At 40.2% G+C, this 21,597-nt stretch carries 14 protein-coding genes, 2 tRNA genes, 3 rRNA genes and 1 pseudogene; 14 read left to right on the forward strand and 6 right to left on the reverse strand.

Going from position 1 to position 21,597, the window contains the following annotated elements:
• The first annotated feature begins 72 nt into the window (after positions 1 to 72).
• The 4 genes and pseudogenes from P7V56_RS04830 to P7V56_RS04845 all read left to right on the forward strand — a co-directional run bounded on the left by P7V56_RS04830 (position 73) and on the right by P7V56_RS04845 (position 2,855).
• Positions 73 to 705, forward strand: coding sequence for a 7-carboxy-7-deazaguanine synthase QueE (locus P7V56_RS04830; RefSeq protein WP_171220819.1), 633 nt, complete (start codon positions 73 to 75; stop codon positions 703 to 705).
• Positions 706 to 796: 91 nt separating this feature from the next.
• Positions 797 to 1,117: pseudogene (locus P7V56_RS04835) on the forward strand (energy transducer TonB); the annotation flags it as partial.
• Positions 1,118 to 1,200: 83 nt separating this feature from the next.
• On the forward strand, positions 1,201 to 1,605 hold the full coding sequence (locus tag P7V56_RS04840; protein WP_171220817.1) for a DUF2059 domain-containing protein: 405 nt from the start codon (positions 1,201 to 1,203) through the stop codon (positions 1,603 to 1,605).
• Between the two features lie 92 nt (positions 1,606 to 1,697).
• Entirely contained in the window at positions 1,698 to 2,855 is a 1,158-nt protein-coding gene (locus P7V56_RS04845) for an aminotransferase class V-fold PLP-dependent enzyme (protein ID WP_171220816.1), read from the forward strand.
• 71 nt (positions 2,856 to 2,926) lie between these two features.
• On the opposite strand, the gene P7V56_RS04850 is transcribed toward P7V56_RS04845, so the two are convergent.
• Positions 2,927 to 3,457 (reverse strand): YfiT family bacillithiol transferase, encoded by a 531-nt coding sequence (locus P7V56_RS04850; RefSeq protein WP_171220815.1) that lies wholly within the window; start codon positions 3,455 to 3,457, stop codon positions 2,927 to 2,929.
• Complete coding sequence (locus P7V56_RS04855) at positions 3,454 to 4,161, reverse strand: class I SAM-dependent methyltransferase (protein WP_171220814.1); 708 nt, start codon at positions 4,159 to 4,161, stop codon at positions 3,454 to 3,456. Before P7V56_RS04855 ends, P7V56_RS04850 begins: the two co-directional genes overlap by 4 nt.
• Before the next feature lie 74 nt (positions 4,162 to 4,235).
• Between P7V56_RS04855 and P7V56_RS04860 the strand changes: the two genes are divergently transcribed.
• Both P7V56_RS04860 and P7V56_RS04865 read left to right on the forward strand, forming a co-directional pair.
• Positions 4,236 to 4,733 (forward strand): YkgJ family cysteine cluster protein, encoded by a 498-nt coding sequence (locus P7V56_RS04860; RefSeq protein WP_171220813.1) that lies wholly within the window; start codon positions 4,236 to 4,238, stop codon positions 4,731 to 4,733.
• A gap of 7 nt (positions 4,734 to 4,740) precedes the next feature.
• Positions 4,741 to 5,130, forward strand: a complete 390-nt coding sequence (locus tag P7V56_RS04865; protein WP_171220812.1) for a PH domain-containing protein — start codon at positions 4,741 to 4,743, stop codon at positions 5,128 to 5,130.
• Here P7V56_RS04865 and P7V56_RS04870 read toward each other — a convergent pair.
• Together P7V56_RS04870 and P7V56_RS04875 are read right to left on the reverse strand one after the other, a co-directional pair.
• Positions 5,127 to 6,329, reverse strand: a complete 1,203-nt coding sequence (locus P7V56_RS04870; RefSeq protein WP_171220811.1) for a DUF418 domain-containing protein — start codon at positions 6,327 to 6,329, stop codon at positions 5,127 to 5,129. The two genes, P7V56_RS04865 and P7V56_RS04870, sit on opposite strands and share 4 nt — an antisense overlap.
• A 64-nt stretch (positions 6,330 to 6,393) precedes the next feature.
• A complete protein-coding gene (locus P7V56_RS04875) occupies positions 6,394 to 7,611 on the reverse strand; it encodes an exo-beta-N-acetylmuramidase NamZ family protein (protein ID WP_171220810.1) in 1,218 nt (405 codons plus the stop codon).
• 77 nt (positions 7,612 to 7,688) lie between these two features.
• Here P7V56_RS04875 and P7V56_RS04880 point away from each other — a divergent pair, with 77 nt between their 5' ends.
• The 6 genes from P7V56_RS04880 (at position 7,689) to rrf (ending at position 14,628) form a co-directional block, all read left to right on the forward strand.
• Positions 7,689 to 8,921 carry an ABC transporter permease gene (locus tag P7V56_RS04880; RefSeq protein ID WP_171220809.1) on the forward strand — a complete coding sequence of 411 codons (1,233 nt, stop codon included), beginning with the start codon at positions 7,689 to 7,691 and terminating at the stop codon, positions 8,919 to 8,921.
• Between the two features lie 581 nt (positions 8,922 to 9,502).
• Positions 9,503 to 11,018, forward strand: a 16S ribosomal RNA gene (locus P7V56_RS04885).
• An 87-nt stretch (positions 11,019 to 11,105) separates the two neighbouring features.
• Positions 11,106 to 11,179, forward strand: a tRNA-Ile gene (locus P7V56_RS04890).
• A gap of 84 nt (positions 11,180 to 11,263) precedes the next feature.
• Positions 11,264 to 11,337: transfer RNA gene (locus tag P7V56_RS04895), tRNA-Ala, on the forward strand.
• A 183-nt stretch (positions 11,338 to 11,520) separates the two neighbouring features.
• Positions 11,521 to 14,394, forward strand: a 23S ribosomal RNA gene (locus P7V56_RS04900).
• A 124-nt stretch (positions 14,395 to 14,518) separates the two neighbouring features.
• Positions 14,519 to 14,628 (forward strand): 5S ribosomal RNA (gene rrf, locus P7V56_RS04905).
• Together the 16S, 23S and 5S rRNA genes with 2 tRNA genes alongside form the textbook arrangement of a ribosomal RNA operon.
• 774 nt (positions 14,629 to 15,402) lie before the next feature.
• On the opposite strand, the gene P7V56_RS04910 is transcribed toward rrf, so the two are convergent.
• On the reverse strand, positions 15,403 to 16,134 hold the full coding sequence (locus P7V56_RS04910) for a hypothetical protein (protein WP_171223401.1): 732 nt from the start codon (positions 16,132 to 16,134) through the stop codon (positions 15,403 to 15,405).
• A gap of 238 nt (positions 16,135 to 16,372) precedes the next feature.
• Here P7V56_RS04910 and P7V56_RS04915 point away from each other — a divergent pair, with 238 nt between their 5' ends.
• Both P7V56_RS04915 and P7V56_RS04920 read left to right on the forward strand, forming a co-directional pair.
• Positions 16,373 to 18,250 carry a polysaccharide lyase domain-containing protein gene (locus P7V56_RS04915; RefSeq protein ID WP_171223400.1) on the forward strand — a complete coding sequence of 626 codons (1,878 nt, stop codon included), beginning with the start codon at positions 16,373 to 16,375 and terminating at the stop codon, positions 18,248 to 18,250.
• A 2-nt stretch (positions 18,251 to 18,252) separates the two neighbouring features.
• Positions 18,253 to 19,887, forward strand: coding sequence for a T9SS type A sorting domain-containing protein (locus P7V56_RS04920; protein WP_171223399.1), 1,635 nt, complete (start codon positions 18,253 to 18,255; stop codon positions 19,885 to 19,887).
• Positions 19,888 to 19,960: 73 nt separating this feature from the next.
• Here the strand turns inward: P7V56_RS04920 and P7V56_RS04925 are convergent, their stop codons facing one another.
• Entirely contained in the window at positions 19,961 to 21,595 is a 1,635-nt protein-coding gene (locus tag P7V56_RS04925) for a dihydrolipoyl dehydrogenase family protein (protein ID WP_171223398.1), read from the reverse strand.
• Between the last annotated feature and the right edge of the window lie 2 nt (positions 21,596 to 21,597).

Consider the following 21,597-nt stretch of genomic DNA (forward strand, 5'->3'; position numbering starts at 1 on the left):
GATGTTTCAGGGCGGTTTTTTTATTTAAATCCATTCTCAAATTGAGTATCTTTGCCCACTATATTATTTATAATGCTATCAAAAGAAACACAATTGGCTGTTGATAAAGGAGAAATGCTTCCGTTGATGGAGGAATTCTATACCATTCAAGGCGAAGGATATCATACCGGTACCGCAGCTTATTTTATCCGAATTGGCGGTTGCGATGTAGGCTGTCATTGGTGTGATGTAAAAGAAAGCTGGAATGCCGAATTGCATCCGCCAACCAATACCGATACCATAGTTGACAATGCTGCAAAATATGCCGATACTGTTGTGGTAACCGGTGGAGAACCACTTACTTGGGATATGACTTTGCTGACGCAAAAATTAAAAGCCAAAAATTTAAAAGTACACATCGAAACATCGGGAGCTTATCCGGTCTCGGGAACTTGGGATTGGTTTTGCTTGTCACCTAAGAAAAACAAGTTGCCTGTTGATGATGCTTATGCAATAGCCAGCGAGTTAAAGGTCATTATTTACAACAAACACGATTTTATCTTTGCCGAAGAACAAGCCGCTAAAGTTAACCCGAATGCCATTCTTTTTTTACAGCCGGAATGGAGCAAAAAAGAAGAAATGACGCCGCTGATTGTTGACTATGTCATGAACAACCCAAAATGGAGAGTGTCATTGCAAACCCACAAATATTTAAACATCCCGTAATGTTATGAAAACCATCAAAGTTTTATTTTTTATGCTTTTCTCAATGTTGGGTTTTGCTCAAAATGTTGAACCGGCAGCATCGCCCAATACTGACGACAATTCAATTTACAATACGTCCGGTATTGAAGTGAAGCCCGAATTTCCGGGTGGACTTAATGAATTTTATAAATACATCGGTAAGAATTACAAAACCCCGAATGTTAAAGGATTAAAGGGGAAAGTATTTGTGACATTTGTAATTGAAAAGGACGGTAGTCTTTCCGATATCAAAGTTATTAGAGATATCGGTCTCGGAACAGGAGAAGAAGCTATCAGGGTTTTAAAAGAATGCCCAAAATGGATTCCCGGTGAACAAAATGGTCAAAAGGTCAGAGTGATGTATGCTTTGCCAATTTCTATACAATTGCCTTAGTATTTATGTTTTAAAAAGTTGAGCATTGTTGTTTTTGTAACCATAAAAAAGTATTTTTACCATTATTAACTAATTTTAAAAAAATGAAGAAATTATTATTCGTTGTGGCTTTAGCACTAGTGTCACAATTAGGATTTTCACAAGACAAGGCAACCAGAGAAGAAGTAGAACAAGTGATAGAAAAAAGCGGTGCTTTGGGTCAGATAGATAGCGCTAAAAAACAAGTGTTGGAGATGATTCCTGCAGATAAAAAAGCCGCTTTTGCTGTAGAGTTTGATATCATTATCAAAAAGGCTACAGATGCTACAATTGATATTTACCTTCAAGAATATTCAAAAGAAGATGTCAAAGCGATATTGGCCTTTTATAATAGTCCGGTAGGAAAAAAAATGTCTGAAAAAGCTAGTGTAATTGCTCAGAAATCACAAGACTCTATGATGAGTTTGCAAGGAGAAGTACAAGCCTTGGTAATGAAATACATGCAGTAATCATTCAGCATAAAATAAAGTTAAAATCCCAAACACTGTTTGGGATTTTTTATTTTTACCAAAAATACAATCATCATCAAAAAAATCTTTACATGAAATCACAATTTTTACTTGATCCTTCCATCACATTTTTAAACCACGGTTCTTTTGGCGCTTGCCCGAAACCGATTTTTGAAGAATTCCAACGCTTTCAATTAGAGCTAGAAAACGAACCGGTTGTCTTTATCCAAAAGAAATTGCCTCAATATTTAAAGCTTGCCAAAGCACCATTAGCCGAATTTATAGGTTGTGATGCTGCAGATTTTTTCTTTGTACCCAATCCGACTGTGGCAATTAATACCGTAATGAGAAGTTTAAAACTCAATCCGGGAGACGAGATTTTGGCCACCAATCACGAGTATGGCGCGATGGACAGAACGTGGCATTTTTACTGTAAAAAATCAGGAGCCAAGTATGTTCGTCAACCTATTAGTTTGCCTATTGTATCCAAAGAACAAATTATTGAGGAGTTTTGGAAAGGTTATACCAGTAAGACCAAAGTGGTTTTCTTAAACCAAATGTCGAGCTCAACGGCTTTGATTTTTCCGGTCAAGGAAATCTGTGATAAAGCGCAAGAGTTAGGATTAATCACCATTGTTGACGGCGCACACGTTCCAGGTCATATCGATTTAAATATAACCGATTTAAATCCCGATTTCTATACCGGAACACTGCACAAATGGATGTTGGCTCCCAAAGGCAGTTCCTTTTTGTACGTTAAAAAAGAATTCCAAGACGATTTAGATCCGTTGGTGGTGAGTTGGGGTTATGAAAGTGTAGCGCCAAGTGAGAGTCGGTTTTTGGATTACCACGAGTATCAGGGAACCAATGACCATTCGGCTTTTTTGTGTACACCCAAAGTCATTGAGTTTTTGGAACAAAATAATTGGAAGGAAAAATCAAAAGCTTGTAAGCAAATCGTGTTTGCCAATTACCAACGCTTTTGTGATTTGCTAAAAACACGACCATTGGCACCGATTACCGAAGAATTTTTAGGCCAAATGGCCAGTATTCCGGTGAAGACTTATAAGCCTGCTGAGTTGAAGGATTTACTATATGACCAATACAAAATACAGATTCCGGTCATGCCTTTGAATGGTAATATTTATTTGAGGTATTCGATTAATGCTTATAATTCTCAGGAAGACTTGGATATTTTGTACAAAGCGCTGGAAGATATTATTCAAACCACAGATTTGATAGAAGCATAGAATCATAGCCCGGATTGTAATGGAAATCCTCGAAGAGATTGGAATGGAAAGCCGGATTAAGCTCCTAAAAATCAAACCCAGTTTTCTCTTTTTTTCAACTCGGTGATGTGCGCCAAATGGTGATTGCAATGCCATTCGTATAAGCAAATCATTTCGCGGAGTTGGAATTCCTTATTGTGTTCGGGATGAATGTAAGCGGCTTCCAAATCGGTTTCCGAGAGACTTTTCATCACAAATGCCATGCGATAATGCAAACCTTCCAAAAATTGCAGTGTTGGTTCAATCGGCATGGTTTTGTTGTCGATGCCTTCACCCCAAAGATTTTCGTAGTAGAATTTGATGGTCGGATTGTTTTCGGTTAGCGTCCATTTTAAACGGATAAAACAATTCATATGGCTGTCGGCGCAATGGTGAATGACTTGACGAACGGTCCAACCATCAGGACGATATGGTGTATTTAATTGTTCTTGCGTTAAATGTGCGACTTCGGCTTTTAGTTTTTGCGGGAAAGTTTCAATCGTTTGTATGGCTTTCGCCAAAAGTTCAGCCGTGTATGCTTTTGGGGCTTCAAAAGTTCCGATGGGATAGCGTAAATCTTTCATAATGATAAGGTGAGTTTAGCCAAATAATCAAAATGTTTGCCTTCGAGTACCAATTCGCATTCCAAACCATTGGCGTGAGCGGCATTTTGCAAAGTGTTGTAGTCGAGATAAAGCCACGGAAAAGTGTCTTCGGTTTTTCCTTTGTAAGAAACGGTAAACGTCAATTCGCCATAATAACCATCGGCCGGAACCAAATAGGCACCATCTTCGTCTTGGTCAAACATGTAAATAATATCGGAACTGTCCATCAAAATTTGTCCGTTCGGATTCAAAAGTGATTTTAGTTTTTGTAAATAATTCGAAGTTTCGGCCAATGTGCCAAAGATTCCCGTGCCGTTCATTAATAAAAAAACAGTATCGAATTTTTCATTCTCAATATCCAATACATTCTGAACTCGGGCATTTTTCACGCCACGAAGTTGGCAAGCTTTGATGGCGCTGGGCGAAATATCGATGGCCGTAACGTCAAAACCTTTTGCTTGTAAATATAAACTATGGCTTCCGGCACCGCAACCTACATCGAGGATTTTGCCTTTGGCCAGTTGGAGAGCTTTCTTTTCCAACTTCGGCATATCATTATAAGATCGAAAAAGATACTCAACGCTCATCTCATCGGCTTCGGAGATGTTGGTTTCCGTGACCAAATCTTCGGGCGCATTATGGGTTTGGAAATCGAGGATGGCTTGGCCGAAAAGATCTTTCATGAGTTTATTCGGTTATTCGGTTATTGGGTTATTCGTTTTATGTAATTTTGCAATTCATTTATCAAATAACCAAATTGACAAATCCACGAATTGACATACTACAAAAGTTAGCCAAAGATAAGCATATCGAAAACAAAAAGTATTTCGACAAGCTGAAAAAGAAAGTACCTAAGAATTTGGATTATGTGATGCAGGATTTACATGACGCCGAGTTTAAGCGAACCGATTGTTTGACTTGTGCCAATTGTTGTAAAACCACCGGGCCATTATTTACTTCTGCCGATATCGAACGCATAGCGAAGCATTTGAAGCAAAAGCCTCAACAGTTTATCGACCAGTATTTGCGAATTGATGAAGACCAAGATTATGTGTTGCAAAGTGTGCCATGTACATTTTTGGACCACGAAAATTATTGTATGATTTATGAAGTTCGTCCGAAAGCTTGTCGCGAGTTTCCGCATACGGATAGAAAAAAGTTCCAACAAATTTCAGATTTGACGTTGAAGAATGTGTCCATTTGTCCGGCAGCTTATAATATAGTAGAAGAAATGAAGAAAAAACTCCCTTTATAATAAAGATATGAAAGTGTATAGATCTAAAATCGATTGGTGGTTGATTATCGTTATTTTTATAGTGTTTTGTTATCCGATGATTGAAGGACTTTTGAGTAAAGACTACGTGGTGTTTTCGGTATCATTCGGAGTTTTAAGTTTGGTTTTTTTAATGTTTAAATCAATCAAGTACAAAATTGACGGAGAAAACCTGATCATATGGTGGAAAAAAATCGATATCAAATCGATTAAAAAAATCTACAGTACTCACAACCCATTGAGCTCTCCGGCTTTGTCTTTAGACCGAATTGCGGTGGTTTATAACAAGTATGACGAGGTGCTCATTTCACCCAAAGAAAGAGAAGCATTTATTCAGGAACTTTTAAAAGTCAATCCGAATATAATGGTTCAGATTTAATCGGGTTTTCGCAATGGTATAAACTTGCCGTAAGTCAGCTGTCTCCAAATCCATTCGAGTGGTCCGAATTCAAAATAGCGCAACCAAAATTGGCTGAGAATAATTTGGATTCCAAAAATACCAATGGCCATGAAAAGAGTTACTGTTGAACCCATTTTGCCAAACCAGCCCATGCCGGTTCCGTAAAAAAGTAAAAAGGCCGAACAGCTTTGCAAAATATAATTGGTCAAAGTCATTTTGCCCACGTAAGCAAAAGCCCTCAATCCGGATTGGCTTTTTAAATACCATAAAATTAGTGAAGTTATATAAACGAAAGCCATCGGAATCACACTAAAAGCATAGGCTATGGCATGCGCTATTTTGGGTTCTTCGTCATTAAAAACACTGAGATAAGCAAAGACCAATGTGGTTGGTAAGCCAATCATCAGACACCATTTTCTAATTTGAAGCAGTAGTTTTTTCTTGTCTGCCAAGTTTTCATACCAGCGGTTCCTGCCAATCATCATTCCTAATAGAAACAAAGCGAACACTTTAGGTAGCCTATTGTTTTCAATTAATCCACCCCAGCGATAATAAAATCCGCCTACCATTATAGCTTTAAATTTGGGGTAATCGGCTTCGCTTACCAATTTTACAAAATCGGTGTTTTCAGTCAAGCCGATTTCTTGGTCTTTTTCCGCCCCTTTTTGGTAGAAATAGCTTTCAGGAGAAAACTTATCATTACTCAAGGTTCGGGCAGTATCCAATACTATCGGGCTTAAGATTAAAACCAAAGCCAATAGCAGTAACGTTCTGTTGGAGGCTTTGGCAAACAACGGCAATAACAAACCAAGCAAGGCATATAACAATAAGATGTCGCCGAACCAAAGAAGAAAGATATGAGCCAATCCAAAGGCTATCAGTATAATCAGGCGCTTGTAAAAAGTGAGAATGCCTCTGGATTTGCTGATAATGATGGAAAATCCAATACCAAAGAGCAACGAAAACATAGAGTAAAATTTACCGTCGATAAAAGCAAAATGAAAAAAGTCAACAAAAACATCGGTGGCTGCTGTAGGTAAAAGTGATTTCTTCTTATCCGGCAGGAATACATATCCTGAAAAAACAGCAATGTTGGCTACAAATACACCCAATAAGGCAACACCTCTGAGCATGTCTAAAATGGGAGCGCGAGAATTATTTTTAACAGGATTATCCATAATAATTATTTATATTTCATAAAAGTAATAAAAATAATTGTCTGATAATCAGACGTGATGAGTTTTAATGGTAAATCAGGTACTTTTGACGAATGGTCTTAAACTCATTCAAACCTTTCTCCCAAGATTTTCTGATGTCGTCTTCGGAAGTTCCGGCTTCAATTTGTTGTTGCAGGGTTTTGGTTCCTGCTAATTTGGTAAAAAAGTCGTTGAAGAATTTGGTTTTGTCCGAAGTGGTGTTGTAGGCTTTAATCAACCATTTTAGTTCCAAACGGGTTACTTTTTGAATTTGCGTCAAATCTTCTCCATAACACAATTGGTCTTTGTGCATCGGTTCTTTGGCACCAAAATTCGGTATCGGGGTAAAGCTAAAGCCGCTTTTCGGTAAAAACGGAGAGCCGTAAATTTGGAACTGCTTTTCAGTACCGCGGCCAACACTTACATTTGTTCCTTCAAACAAACACAAACTGGCGTATAAATTAATGGCTTGGTCGTTGGGTAAGTTCGGCGAAGGTTTTACAGGCAAACTGTATGGCATTTCCCTTTTGTAATTCAAGCATGGAATCACAGTCAAGTTACATTGTACTTCTTTTTTCAACCATTTTTCGCCGTTAATCATTTGCGCATATTCGCCAATGGTCATCCCGTGAAGTAATGAAATTGGGTGCATACCTACAAAACTAGTGTGTTCTTTTTCTAAAATCGGTCCGTCCACAATAGCACCGTTTGGATTGGGTCGGTCCAAAACAATCAGCGGAATATTGTTTTCCGCACAAGCTTCCATAATATAGTGTAGCGAAGAAATATAAGTGTAGAATCTCGCACCGACATCTTGTAAATCAAAAACCATCACGTCAATTCCGACTAATTGTTCCGGTTTTGGTTTTTTGTTGTTGCCGTACAAAGAAATAATCGGCAAACCGGTTTTGGTGTCTTTGCCGTCTTTAATCAATTCGCCTGCATCAGCGGTGCCACGAAAACCGTGTTCGGGTGCGTAGATTTTTTGGAGGTTGATTTTTTGGTCTGTAAGGTAATCAACTAAATGTGTTTTGTTGGAAAGGATTCCGGTTTGATTGGTCACTATGCCAACTTTCTTTCCTTTTAATAAAGGAAGATAAGTGACTGAATTATCAGCACCTGTTTTTATAGGTTGTGCCACCGTTGGCCGAACAGTATTTGTAGGTTCAAGATTTCTCTCACTGATTTTCTCCCTGATGCCGCAAGATGAAGAAATAAACAAATAGGCTAAAAGCAATAAGATTCCGTTGATAAAATATTTCATAACAAATAATTTTCTAAAATGAGCAGTAATTCAGCGCCGATAACTTTGTGTATCTTTGTCACAAATCGATTAAGGAATTGAAACCGGAATACTTTATAGCCCAAAGACTCATTACTGCTAAAGACCATAAAAGTAGTATATCTGCGCCAATTATAAAAATTGCCATCACCGCCATTGCTTTGGGAATGATTATGATGATTGTTTCTATTGCGACCGGTATTGGACTTCAACAAAAAATACGCCAGAAGGTTTCTGCTTTTAACGGTCATATTATCATCTCCGGTTACAATGATAATAATTCCGATGTCAGCACTAAACCCATTTCCATCAACCAAAGTTTTTACCCTAAATTCAAAAACATTGAAGGTATTACGCATGTCCAAGCCGTAGCCGGTAAAGCCGGAATCATTCGGACTGAAGCCGCTTTCGAAGGGATTATTTTTAAAGGGGTCGGAAAAGACTACGAAACGGCCAACTTGCAAGAGTATTTGGTTGAAGGCAGGTTGCCCGATTTCAAAACCAATCTCAACGAAGAGGTGCTCATTTCACAATATCTCGCCAATCGCTTAGGTTTAAAACTCAATGATAAGTTTGTAACCTATTTTATGAAAGAAAACAGCGAAGGCTACAACTTGCGTAATTTTAAAATAGTAGGAATTTACAATTCGGGTTTTCAAGAATTCGATGCCAGTTATGTTATTGGCGATATTCGCCATGTGCAAAGAATCAATAAATGGAAACCCAATGAAATAGGTTCTTTCGAAGTCTTTGTGACCGATTTTACCCAAATAGAACAAAAAGGACAACAAGTTTATGCCGAAACAGCCTCTACCTTAGATTCTGTAACCATAGTCGAAAAATTCTACTACATCTTCGAATGGCTCAAACTATTCGACTTCAATATTGTCGTTATACTAATTGTCATGATTGCCGTATCTACCATTAATATGGTTGTAGCGCTCTTGGTTTTAATTTTAGAGCGAACTCAAATGATAGGAATTCTGAAATCAATCGGCGCCAACAATTGGACCATCCGAAAAATATTCCTTTACAACGCCGCCTACTTAATAGGAAGAGGATTGCTTTGGGGAAATATCATTGGTATCGGTTTGCTATTGTTGCAAAAATACCTCGGCATCATCAAACTCAACCCCGAAAGTTACTATGTCAACGAAGCGCCGGTCGACATCAATCTGTTTTACATATTACTTCTTAATATAGGTACTGTAGTGATTTGTTTGTTGGTTTTATTAATTCCTTCCTATATCATTACTAAAATCACACCTTCCAAATCTATCCGTTTCGAGTAGAAGTGAGCGTTAAGAAATAGCTCTGTGGCTATTTTAACGAAGGAATTATGCGGCGCGTGGGATTTTGTAGCACACATTTTTTGCATACAATCAAGTTCAGTCCCGCTATCCGCGCTACATGGTAGCTAGCTCCTATCGGGGCTAAATGAGTTCATTTGGTGTTTTGAGGAAACCATGAAAAGCAAACAGTCGACGAACTGCACTTGTAAAATTCAAGCTATCAGCGAATTAAAAAAAAGTCTAAAAAAGAGTGTTTTTTATTTGGATTGGGAGATAAAAGATTTTTATATTTGCACCCCGCAAGAGAGGAAAAGCACATTGAAAAGCTGTAAAACGAGGAATTTGAAATAAATTCAAAAATAATTTCAAAAAGCCTTGTTAGTTTAAAAAAGATGCTTACTTTTGCACCCGCTAATCGAGAGATTGGTTTGATAATAAAGAAGACAACGTTCATAGACATATTGAATTGACAGCCGTTCTAACAGAGATGTTAGAACAACAAAAAGAGAGTAAGGAAATCTTAGGATTTTTGAAAAGACTAGCCTTTGTCTAAAAAAACGATGCGCGAGCATCAACAATATACGATGAAGAGTTTGATCCTGGCTCAGGATGAACGCTAGCGGCAGGCTTAACACATGCAAGTCGAGGGGTAGAGGAAGCTTGCTTCCTTGAGACCGGCGCACGGGTGCGTAACGCGTATGCAACCTACCTTTTACAGAGGGATAGCCCAGAGAAATTTGGATTAATACCTCATAGTATATGTTTTTCGCATGTTAGACATATTAAAGTTCCAACGGTAAAAGATGGGCATGCGTCCTATTAGCTAGATGGTAAGGTAACGGCTTACCATGGCAACGATAGGTAGGGGTCCTGAGAGGGAGATCCCCCACACTGGTACTGAGACACGGACCAGACTCCTACGGGAGGCAGCAGTGAGGAATATTGGACAATGGGCGCAAGCCTGATCCAGCCATGCCGCGTGCAGGAAGAAGCATCTATGGTGTGTAAACTGCTTTTGTACGGGAAGAAACACTCCCTCGTGAGGGAGCTTGACGGTACCGTAAGAATAAGGATCGGCTAACTCCGTGCCAGCAGCCGCGGTAATACGGAGGATCCAAGCGTTATCCGGAATCATTGGGTTTAAAGGGTCCGTAGGCGGTTTATTAAGTCAGTGGTGAAATCTGGTCGCTCAACGATCAAACGGCCATTGATACTGATAGACTTGAATTACTGGGAAGTAACTAGAATATGTAGTGTAGCGGTGAAATGCTTAGATATTACATGGAATACCAATTGCGAAGGCAGGTTACTACCAGTGGATTGACGCTGATGGACGAAAGCGTGGGGAGCGAACAGGATTAGATACCCTGGTAGTCCACGCCGTAAACGATGGATACTAGCTGTTGGGGGCAACTTCAGTGGCTAAGCGAAAGTGATAAGTATCCCACCTGGGGAGTACGTTCGCAAGAATGAAACTCAAAGGAATTGACGGGGGCCCGCACAAGCGGTGGAGCATGTGGTTTAATTCGATGATACGCGAGGAACCTTACCAAGGCTTAAATGTAGATTGACGTATTTGGAAACAGATATTTCTTCGGACAATTTACAAGGTGCTGCATGGTTGTCGTCAGCTCGTGCCGTGAGGTGTCAGGTTAAGTCCTATAACGAGCGCAACCCCTGTTGTTAGTTGCCAGCGAGTCATGTCGGGAACTCTAACAAGACTGCCAGTGTAAACTGTGAGGAAGGTGGGGATGACGTCAAATCATCACGGCCCTTACGCCTTGGGCTACACACGTGCTACAATGGACGGTACAGAGAGCAGCCACTACGCGAGTAGGAGCGAATCTATAAAACCGTTCTCAGTTCGGATCGGAGTCTGCAACTCGACTCCGTGAAGCTGGAATCGCTAGTAATCGGATATCAGCCATGATCCGGTGAATACGTTCCCGGGCCTTGTACACACCGCCCGTCAAGCCATGGAAGCTGGGGGTACCTGAAGTCGGTGACCGTAAGGAGCTGCCTAGGGTAAAACTAGTAACTGGGGCTAAGTCGTAACAAGGTAGCCGTACCGGAAGGTGCGGCTGGAACACCTCCTTTCTAGAGACGATATAGGGGATAGTCCTCAAAAAGTAGAATTTTTTTACTCTCGCTGTTAGTTCAAATAATATTAAGCAAAGAAAACAGAGTCTCGTAGCTCAGCTGGTTAGAGTACTACACTGATAATGTAGGGGTCGGCAGTTCGAGTCTGCCCGGGACTACTTTTTTTAGCTTGGAAATTCTAGGGTTGAGGGGTTATGGATTGACCAATTCATAATTCATAATTCACAATTCATAATTAGATTGGGGGATTAGCTCAGCTGGCTAGAGCGCCTGCCTTGCACGCAGGAGGTCATCGGTTCGACTCCGATATTCTCCACGAATCTGTTGATTCGTTTATGCGGTAATTTGTTGATTTGGGAAACCAAATAGCCGAATAACCAAATAACCCAATCCACACAGATAAAGTTCATTGACATATTGAGATAAGAAAATTTAAAAAGTAGAAAGAAACACAGTTTTAAGCTGTCAGCTAATAGCTGTTAGCTTTTAGCTAAAAGTACAATAAGCAAAATAAGGGCGTATGGGGGATGCCTAGGCTCTCAGAGGCGAAGAAGGACGTGATAAGCTGCGAAAAGCTACGGGGATTGGCACACACGAATTGATCCGTAGATATCCGAATGGGGCAACCCACTATGTTGAAGACATAGTACATCGATAGATGGGCAAACCCGCTGAACTGAAACATCTAAGTAGGCGGAGGAGAAGAAAACAAAAGTGATTCCGTAAGTAGTGGCGAGCGAACGCGGATTAGCCCAAACCAAAGTTGTTACGGCAATTTTGGGGTTGTAGGACCACGACATTTCTTGCGGATTGAACTAGAATAACCTGGAAAGGTTAACCAAAGAGGGTGATAGTCCCGTATAGGTAAGAGAAGATAAGGATAGTGGTATCCTGAGTAGGGCGGGGCACGTGAAACCCTGTCTGAATTTGGCGGGACCATCCGCTAAGGCTAAATACTCCTGAGAGACCGATAGTGAACCAGTACCGTGAGGGAAAGGTGAAAAGAACCGTGAATAACGGAGTGAAATAGATCCTGAAACCATACGCTTACAAGCGGTCGGAGCCCTTTAGTGGGGTGACGGCGTGCCTTTTGCATAATGAGCCTACGAGTTAACGTTGCTGGCAAGGATAAGTGATTAAGTCATGGATCCGTAGCGAAAGCGAGTCTGAATAGGGCGCTTTAGTCAGTAGTGTTAGACGCGAAACCGTGTGATCTACCCATGGGCAGGATGAAGCTGTGGTAACACATAGTGGAGGTCCGAACCGGTTGACGTTGAAAAGTCTTCGGATGACCTGTGGGTAGGGGTGAAAGGCCAATCAAACTCGGAAATAGCTCGTACTCCCCGAAATGCATTTAGGTGCAGCGCTGATAATAGTTATATAGAGGTAGAGCTACTGATTGGATGCGGGGGCTTCACCGCCTACCAATTCCTGACAAACTCCGAATGCTATATAATGTTTTACAGCAGTGAGGGCATGGGTGCTAAGGTCCATGTCCGAGAGGGAAAGAACCCAGACCATCAGCTAAGGTCCCCAAATGTATGCTAAGTTGAAAAAACGAGGTTTGTCTGCCCAGACAGCTAGGATGTTGGCTTGGAAGCAGCCATTCATTTAAAGAGTGCGTAACAGCTCACTAGTCGAGCGGACGAGCATGGATAATAATCGGGCATAAGTATACTACCGAAGCTATGGACTCCAATGGAGTGGTAGGGGAGCATTCTAACAGGGTTGAAGGTGTGTTGTAAAGCATGCTGGACTGGTTAGAAAAGAAAATGTAGGCATAAGTAACGATAATGCGGGCGAGAAACCCGCACACCGAAAGACTAAGGTTTCCTCAGCTATGCTAATCAGCTGAGGGTTAGTCGGGTCCTAAGGCGAACCCGAAAGGGACAGTCGATGGCCAACGGGTTAATATTCCCGTACTTCTTATAATTGTGATGGGGTGACGGAGTGATGAAAGTACCGCGAACTGACGGAATAGTTCGTTAAAGCACCTACCTATAAGAGCCGCAGGCAAATCCACGGCTTTTGGGGAAATGCGATAGTACACGGAGGCTTCGGCCAAAGTGATAGTGTACCTAAGGGCTTCCAAGAAAAACCTCTAAACTTAGATTATAAGAACCCGTACCGTAAACCGACACAGGTAGTCGAGGAGAGAATCCTAAGGTGCTCGAGAGATTCATGGCTAAGGAATTAGGCAAAATAGACCTGTAACTTCGGGAGAAAGGTCGCCCCGAGCAATCGGGGCCGCAGTGAAAAGGTCCAGGCGACTGTTTATCAAAAACACAGGGCTCTGCAAAATCGTAAGATGAGGTATAGGGCCTGACACCTGCCCGGTGCTGGAAGGTTAAGAGGAGATGTTATCTTCGGAGAAGCATTGAATTGAAGCCCCAGTAAACGGCGGCCGTAACTATAACGGTCCTAAGGTAGCGAAATTCCTTGTCGGGTAAGTTCCGACCTGCACGAATGGTGTAACGATCTGGACACTGTCTCAGCCATGAGCTCGGTGAAATTGTAGTATCGGTGAAGATGCCGATTACCCGCAGTGGGACGAAAAGACCCTGTGCACCTTTACTATAGCTTAGTATTGGTCTTGGATAAGTGATGTGTAGGATAGGTGGGAGACTATGAAGTGGCGTCGCCAGGCGTTGTGGAGTCATTGTTGAAATACCACCCTTTGCTTATCTGAGGTCTAACCCCATCATATGGGGGACATTGCTTGGTGGGTAGTTTGACTGGGGTGGTCGCCTCCAAAAGAGTAACGGAGGCTTCTAAAGGTTCCCTCAGCACGCTTGGTAACCGTGCGTAGAGTGCAATGGCATAAGGGAGCTTGACTGAGAGACATACAGGTCGATCAGGTACGAAAGTAGAGCATAGTGATCCGGTGGTTCCGCATGGAAGGGCCATCGCTCAAAGGATAAAAGGTACGCCGGGGATAACAGGCTGATCTCCCCCAAGAGCTCATATCGACGGGGGGGTTTGGCACCTCGATGTCGGCTCGTCACATCCTGGGGCTGGAGAAGGTCCCAAGGGTTGGGCTGTTCGCCCATTAAAGTGGCACGCGAGCTGGGTTCAGAACGTCGTGAGACAGTTCGGTCTCTATCTACTGTGGGCGCAAGAAATTTGAGTGGATCTGATTCTAGTACGAGAGGACCGAATTGGACTAACCTCTGGTGTATCTGTTGTTCCGCCAGGAGCACCGCAGAGTAGCTACGTTGGGAAGGGATAAGCGCTGAAAGCATATAAGCGCGAAACCCACCACAAGATGAGATTTCTTTTAAGGGTCGTGGAAGATGACCACGTTGATAGGCTATAGATGTAAAGGCAGTAATGTCATAGTCGAGTAGTACTAATAACCCGTAAGCTTATGTACGTCATCCAGCCTCGCAAGAGGCTGGAGAAACTTTCTTGCATAAAATTATTTTCTTTATCTCAGTATGTTAAGATATTAGCGGCGAAGGCCGCAGCTAACGGCTAACAGCTTTTAGCTAAAAGCTTAAGGTGGTTATTGCGTCGGGGCTCACCTCTTCCCATTCCGAACAGAGAAGTTAAGTCCGACTGCGCAGATGGTACTGCAGTAATGTGGGAGAGTATGTCGCCGCCTTTTTTTTGAAAACCCTTCATCTAACGATGAGGGGTTTTTTGTTTTATATTATTGGCGAACTGAAGTTCGCATACCTGCCTACCGGCAGGCAGGCCTGAAGCCCACTGGGCTTCCTCCTCTTAATATACTTCGTCAGTTCGCTTCGCTCGGGTCAAATGTTTTGGACGGTTTGCCCTTCGACAGGCTCAGGGTGACATTGTGCAACTTTATTGTTATTTACTTGAAGGAGTGAGTTTTCTTTTTGCAGTAGTGAGATATTTAGTTGCAGTAGGGAGAAATCTACTTGCAGTGAGGAGAAATCTAATTGCAGTGAGGAGTTTTCTTTTTGCAGTAGTGAGATATCTTTTTGCAGTAGGGAGTTTTCTTTTTGCCGTAGCGAGAAATCTAGTTGCAGTGAGGTGTTTTCTTTTTGCAGTGGCTAGAAATCTAGTTGCAGTAGAGAGTTTTCTTTTTGCAGAAGCGAGATATCTAGTTGCAGTAGGGAGTTTTCTTTTTGCAGTAGCTAGAAATCTAATTGCAGTTAGGAGTTTTCTTTTTGCAGTGGCGAGATATCTAGTTGCAGTAAGGAGTTTTCTACTTGCAGTAGCGAGAAATCTAATTGCAGTGAGGAGTTTTCTTTTTGCAGTAGTGAGATATCTAGTTGCAGTAGGGAGTTTTCTTTTTGCAGTAATAAAAAACCTTACTGCAGTTAGTGGTTTTCTAATAGCAGTAAGGTGTTTTCTTCTCGCAGTGGCGAGTTTCCTTAATGGAGTAGCAGGAAATCTGATTTTGGGTTTGCTATACTCTTATTTTTTTGAATTGTATTCCTTTTACTTGTGCGTATTCTTGGCTGGTGGCTCCGAAGATGGATTTTATGTATTTCTTTACTTCGGAGGCTATTTCTACTAGGCCTGATTCTTCGCTGTAGAGTGTGTTATTGCGGGTTATTCTTGAGTTGCTGACACCCGCATAGGCTACAGAGACGGCATTGTTTTTTACGTTTAGACTAGCTTGCTTAGCTGTTAGACTAGCAATGGTAAGGTCTGTTTCGTTTGGGGTGTAGCTTGCTTCGGTTTGCAATACTGAGATTAAACCACCTAGATGTTGGATTTGTTGGTCATAGGATTGTTGGCTTGCGCTGATGGTATTGGGTGCCGGAGCATTAGGGTCTGCCGGTGTTGTTGGTTGCGAAGCTCTTTTACCTTGGAGTTTGCGATTGAATGTTTTTGCGTTGTTAATTTTTTCTTTGGTGGCGTCTGTAGTTTCAAGAGCGTTTATAACTCTGGTTGAGAGCCCTTTTAGGTTTGCGAACTCAATTATTCTGTCATTTACTGCATTGTTGAAGGCAGTGTTTTTTGTGATTACCTCTGCAAGGTGTGTTTGGGAGAGGGTAACTAAGGTATTTAATTGTGGTAGTTTTAATGCGTCTTTTGAGGGGTTGTACGTTGACCCGTAGCCTTCTACGAAAGCAATTAGGTCTTGGAAGTTGGCAATGTTTTTTGCGTGTCCGATTTCTGAAAATGTGCTCATAATAAAAAGTTTAAAGATTGGTTGTGAATTATTTCACACAAAAGGTCTTACAAACAGTTTGCCATTATATGCGCGCATAGTATTAAATATTTGTTAAAGGATTGAAAAACTGTTGTTTAGCAAGGGTTGAGCTTGTTTAAAAAAGCAAGGCTTACTAAATAGATGAATCTTGAGAAAGTTTTGAAGTGTATTTTATCTTACAAGTATTTTGTATATATTTGAGGTTCAAATCATTTTTATGAAAAAATTTTTTACCCTAGTATTGTTGAGCTTTTCGCCTTTTATTTTTGGACAACTGAATGGTACTTATACTATTGGAGCCAGCGGGAGTGATTATGCAACGGTACAACTTGCAGTTACCGCTTTAACTACAAGCGGGGTTTCTGGTCCAGTAGTTTTTCAGATAAAACCCGGAACTTATAATGTATATAATCTTTTGTTTGGTACAGTTCCCGGGGCCAATTCAGTTAACAGTATCACTTTTCAATCAGAAGATTTAAATCCAAATAGTGTGACACTCACAGGGTGTATGATGAGGCTAAATTCAAATTCGTTGATTTTTAATAAATTAACATTTGATGTTTATCAGTCTACTAATCCTTCAAATGCAAATGCGTTTAAAATTTCAGGCGATAATTGTGCAATAACTAATTGTGTTTTCACTCATAATTACATGACTGTTACTGAAACCATGTATAATAATGTAAATAGTAAAGAAGCATTATCCTTTATTGTTGTTAGCGGTTCTGATTTAACTATTACTAACAATGTTTTTAATGGAATGGTAGGCTGCTGCATCTTAAAAAATAGTTTCTCAGCAACTGAAAATAATCTCACAATTTCTGATAATATTTTTAATGGTGATAATGTAGAAACCATTGAACTGAATTCGTTAAATAATTTTACTATCAGTAACAATACTTTTTCCAGCGCAACTATAAAGAGCAGTATCCTTACAACGGGTATTACCGGCAATGCATTGATAGAAAGAAATATAATCAATAATAGTTATAATTCAGTACAAAATACCACTTATTCGGCTTTGTCACTTAAGGCGATGAATCCATCAAGCAGTATCATCTCTAATCTAATTCTGCGCAATAATTTTGTCAATTCTAAGTCTCAAAATTTGAGAATTACTGACTTCAGGAGCTGTAAAGTTTTGAATAATAATTTTAAGTCAAGCTACAATTGCATCTATATTGAACCTAATTATTATACTACAGCTTTTATAGTAAAAAACAACGTGTTCTATTCAACAGGATTAAAGGCTATGGATTTTACACAAACGTTTAACCAAGCCCTAGTGGTTTCGGACTATAATGCTTTTAGCAGTAATAACGATACACCTATTTACAGAAACCCAGACTTTTATAGTTTGTTAAACTGGCAAAGTGCAACTGGCAAAGAAGTTAATAGTAAAATTTCTGATATGGTTTACGCGAGCGATACCGATTTACACACTCCAAATGCTATTATATTGAGTGGAAGTGGAACATCTCTTTCGGATGTTGGAACTGATATAGACAATGAAATCAGAAATGTCATACCTGATATAGGAGCTGATGAATTTAATATGGACTTAAGTAGCTTTAGAGATATAGAATTGGTTAGCATTGATTCGCCATCGTTGGTTGACTGTGCCAATACAGCAATACTTTTAAGTATTAAAAATAACGGTTCGACTGTTGTTAACAGTTTTGATATTCAAGCTAAATTCAGCATTTACCCTAGTGTATTAAATTCGTATACTACAATCATAAATCCCGGTCAAGTTGTTCAGGTTCCTTTTGCTAATCTAACTTTAATACCTAATAACCTATATGAAAAAATATCTTTCATTGTGAGCAATCCAAACAATCTATTAGATAATAACTTTAGTAATAACACAAAATTCTTGTCGAATTATGCAGCCTTGGGAGATTTTCCAATTGTTGTTGAGAAAGACAATTGCGGGGCTTATAAGTCATTGACAATAGCTTTAACGGAGAACAGTATACTATGGTCAACGGGTGGAACTTCCAATAAGATAAATATAAGCCAACCGGGTGTTTACTCGGTGACTGTTACCAACGCTTTAGGCTGTTCTTATACTAAATCAATAACACTCAATTAATCATGAAATCACTTAGATATATACTATTGGTATTGGGATTCTATTCCTATGGACAAACTTGTGATATTATGGTTGATGCTGTAAAATCTGAAAGCGAAATTGTAATACTTTCCCATACACAAAGTCAGTTTAATAATTGGGGAAACATGGTTGCTACAAAAATAGACGGCAATGGGGAAACGTTATGGAGTCAACAATATAACAATGCGGCTCTTTCAATTGATGCAACAGTACCATATAAGATTTACGATGCTACCGGAGATTTTTATTTTATATTGGCATTAGTAACGGCCTATGATCCGGTTGGGCAATGGAGTCCATCACGCTTTCAATTATGGAAAATAAACAAAAGCAATGGTGGCTTGGTTTGGAGGTCTTCTTCTTTTGATGGTGTCCAAACTTATGTTGAGTATGAGTTCATTGACTATGATGCCAACAATGTTATTTTGGTTGAACCTAAATATTCTTCCGGTGGCAGCAATATCGGTCGCAAAATAAATTTGATAAGTAAAACCGCTCCAACTTATTCCGGAACAGTGATTTTTGAAGATACCGTATCTACGGATTCCCATAGTTACTGTAAGGATTCAAAAGGGAATCTTATTTTTGTTTATCATGAATCAAATGCCTATCCTTACATAAAAAAAATTAACGGTATCGATTTCAATACAACACTCTGGAGAAAAACTTATATGAGCGGACTTCCTTCAGAAGGTTTACTCCCTACTATTGCTTATTTATTTTTGGATAGTGCAGACAATCTTTATGCGTTGAGTGAAGAAGATGATATGGATGTTTATAAAATAAATTCCAATAATGGTAATGTTTTTTGGAAGAGTAATAATGTGTCTAATGAGGCTTTTGTTTCTGACCATAAGTTTAAAGATAATTATTTATACCTTAGTTTTAGGCATTGGTATGTTGGCTCAGTTACAACATCTTTTGAGATAAAAAAGATAAACATTTCGAACGGGGTATTAGCATGGAATCATACCAGTCCGACCACAATACTTAACATGTCTACGATTGGAACACCTAATAGTGATAACGGTACAAATGAAGCAATATTATCATTTGATTTTGGATGCAACAATGACATATTTGCGACGGGTTATTATGCTTCTGATCACTGGGATCCTGCTGCATGGGGAATTATGAGAATAAATGATTTGAATGGAACAAAAATCAACGACAATACTATTTTTGATAATTACAATCAAATTGTAGATTTTTCAAGTGTTGGTCTAGGAGCTTATGTTATCAATGGTCAAGTTATATTTTTAGGGAATTTAGAATATTCTCAAGGGAACAATGTTCGAACGGTTGTAAAAACGGATATTACATTAAATAATATTACCAGTGTGCAAGCTCCATGCAGCGTTTTAGAGATTAACCAACCTGACTATTCTAGTTTGATAGAAGCATATCCAAATCCCACAAAAGGAGTTGTCTATTTTGAATTAGAAGATACTATGCTTTTGGAAAGATTAACTCTTTATTCAATAGAAGGGAAAGAACTTAATAGCTGGGAAAATGCCAATTCAATCGATCTTTACAGTTATCCTGCAGGAATATATCTTGTAAAACTACTTACAGATAAAAAAGAAATTATAGTAAAAAAGATTGTTAAGAATTAGATAGATATAGCAACAAAAAACCCATTCAGCTGAATGGGATTTTTTTATAAAAGATAATTGAAATTCAATTGGTTTACGCCAACATAGTAACCGGATTCTCCAAGAAGATTCTCAGTGTTTGCAAGAATTGTGCTCCTGTTGCACCGTCAACAGTTCTGTGGTCGCAAGCTAATGTTAGTGTCATTGTATTTCCAACTACTATCTGACCGTTTCTTACTACCGGTTTTTCTTCTATCGCTCCTACTGATAGGATGGCAGAATTCGGTTGGTTGATAATAGAAGTGAAAGATTGGATGCCGAACATACCCAAATTAGAAACCGTAAACGTACTGCCGTCCATTTCGGCCGGAGTTAGTTTTTTGTTTTTGGCTTTACCGGCTAAATCTCTTACGCTGGCGCCAATTTGAGTCAGGCTCATTTGGTCGGTAAAATTCAATACCGGCACTACCAGACCGTCTTCAACGGCAACAGCAACACCAATATTAACATGGTGGTTGATAATCATCGCATCTTCTCTCCATTGTGAATTCACTTGTGGATGCTTTTTAAGCGCCATAGCACAAGCTTTTACTACCATATCATTAAACGATACTTTCGTATCCGGAACGGTATTGATAACAGCGCGAGATTTCATCGCTTCGTCCATCGCTACTTCTATGGTTAGGTAGTAGTGAGGAGCTGTGAATTTAGATTCTGCCAAGCGACGCGCTATGGTTTTACGCATTTGCGAGTTTTTGATTTCTTCGCTGAATTTTTCGCCGGCCGGGACAAATGGTTTTACTGTAGGAGCAGGAGCAGCTTGTGGAGTGCTTGGTGCAACAGCCGGAGCGGTTTGTGCAGCCGCTGAAGGCGTAAAATTCTCTACATCACTTTTGGTGATACGGCCGTTTTCACCTGAACCTTTTACTTGAGACAAGTTGATTCCTTTGTCTTTAGCAATTTGCTTGGCTAATGGCGAAGCAAAAATTCTTCCACCATCCGCTGTTTGAGTGGTTTCGGCAACCGGTGCAGTTGTTGCTACTTGTTCTGTTGCTGCCGGAGCCGCCGCTGGAGCAGCGCCACCTTTTTTATAATTTTCGGCTATGCCGTTAATGTCTGTTCCTGCAGGACCGATGATAGCTAATACGCTGTCTACCGGTGCCGATTGTCCTTCATTAATTCCAATGAATAATAAAGTACCGGCGTTGAAAGATTCGAATTCCATAGTAGCTTTATCGGTTTCGATTTCGGCTAAAATGTCTCCTTCTTTCACTTCGTCACCTACTTTTTTCAACCAAGTCGCTACAGTTCCTTCTGTCATCGTGTCGCTCAAACGCGGCATGGTGACTACTACAACTCCTTTTGGTAGGGTTGTCGGTTGACTGTTGTCGGTTAACTGTTGGGTTTCAGCTTGAGCAGGAGCTTCAGCTTTTACTTCAGCAGTTGCTGGAGCTGAATTGCCTCCCGAAATTAACCCGGAAATGTCTTCGCCTTCTTTACCAATGATGGCTAAAAGGGAATCTACTGCGGCGGTTTCACCTTCTTTGATTCCGATGTATAATAAAGTCCCGGCATTGAACGACTCAAACTCCATGGTGGCTTTATCGGTTTCGATTTCAGCTAAAATATCGCCTTCAGAAACTTTGTCCCCAACTTTTTTCAACCAAGTGGCTACGGTTCCTTCGGTCATCGTGTCGCTTAAACGCGGCATAGTGATTTTTGTTGCCATAA

The organism is Flavobacterium sp. IMCC34852 (genome assembly GCF_030643905.1).
Classification (GTDB): domain Bacteria; phylum Bacteroidota; class Bacteroidia; order Flavobacteriales; family Flavobacteriaceae; genus Flavobacterium; species Flavobacterium rivulicola.

Coding starts and splice junctions, on each gene's coding strand:
- P7V56_RS04830 (WP_171220819.1), top strand. CDS start 73: ATGCTATCAAAAGAAACACAATTGGCTGTTGATAAAGGAGAAATGCTT.
- P7V56_RS04840 (WP_171220817.1), top strand. CDS start 1,201: ATGAAGAAATTATTATTCGTTGTGGCTTTAGCACTAGTGTCACAATTA.
- P7V56_RS04845 (WP_171220816.1), top strand. CDS start 1,698: ATGAAATCACAATTTTTACTTGATCCTTCCATCACATTTTTAAACCAC.
- P7V56_RS04850 (WP_171220815.1), bottom strand. CDS start 3,457: ATGAAAGATTTACGCTATCCCATCGGAACTTTTGAAGCCCCAAAAGCA.
- P7V56_RS04855 (WP_171220814.1), bottom strand. CDS start 4,161: ATGAAAGATCTTTTCGGCCAAGCCATCCTCGATTTCCAAACCCATAAT.
- P7V56_RS04865 (WP_171220812.1), top strand. CDS start 4,741: ATGAAAGTGTATAGATCTAAAATCGATTGGTGGTTGATTATCGTTATT.
- P7V56_RS04870 (WP_171220811.1), bottom strand. CDS start 6,329: ATGGATAATCCTGTTAAAAATAATTCTCGCGCTCCCATTTTAGACATG.
- P7V56_RS04875 (WP_171220810.1), bottom strand. CDS start 7,611: ATGAAATATTTTATCAACGGAATCTTATTGCTTTTAGCCTATTTGTTT.
- P7V56_RS04910 (WP_171223401.1), bottom strand. CDS start 16,134: ATGAGCACATTTTCAGAAATCGGACACGCAAAAAACATTGCCAACTTC.
- P7V56_RS04915 (WP_171223400.1), top strand. CDS start 16,373: ATGAAAAAATTTTTTACCCTAGTATTGTTGAGCTTTTCGCCTTTTATT.
- P7V56_RS04920 (WP_171223399.1), top strand. CDS start 18,253: ATGAAATCACTTAGATATATACTATTGGTATTGGGATTCTATTCCTAT.
- P7V56_RS04925 (WP_171223398.1), bottom strand. CDS start 21,595: ATGGCAACAAAAATCACTATGCCGCGTTTAAGCGACACGATGACCGAA.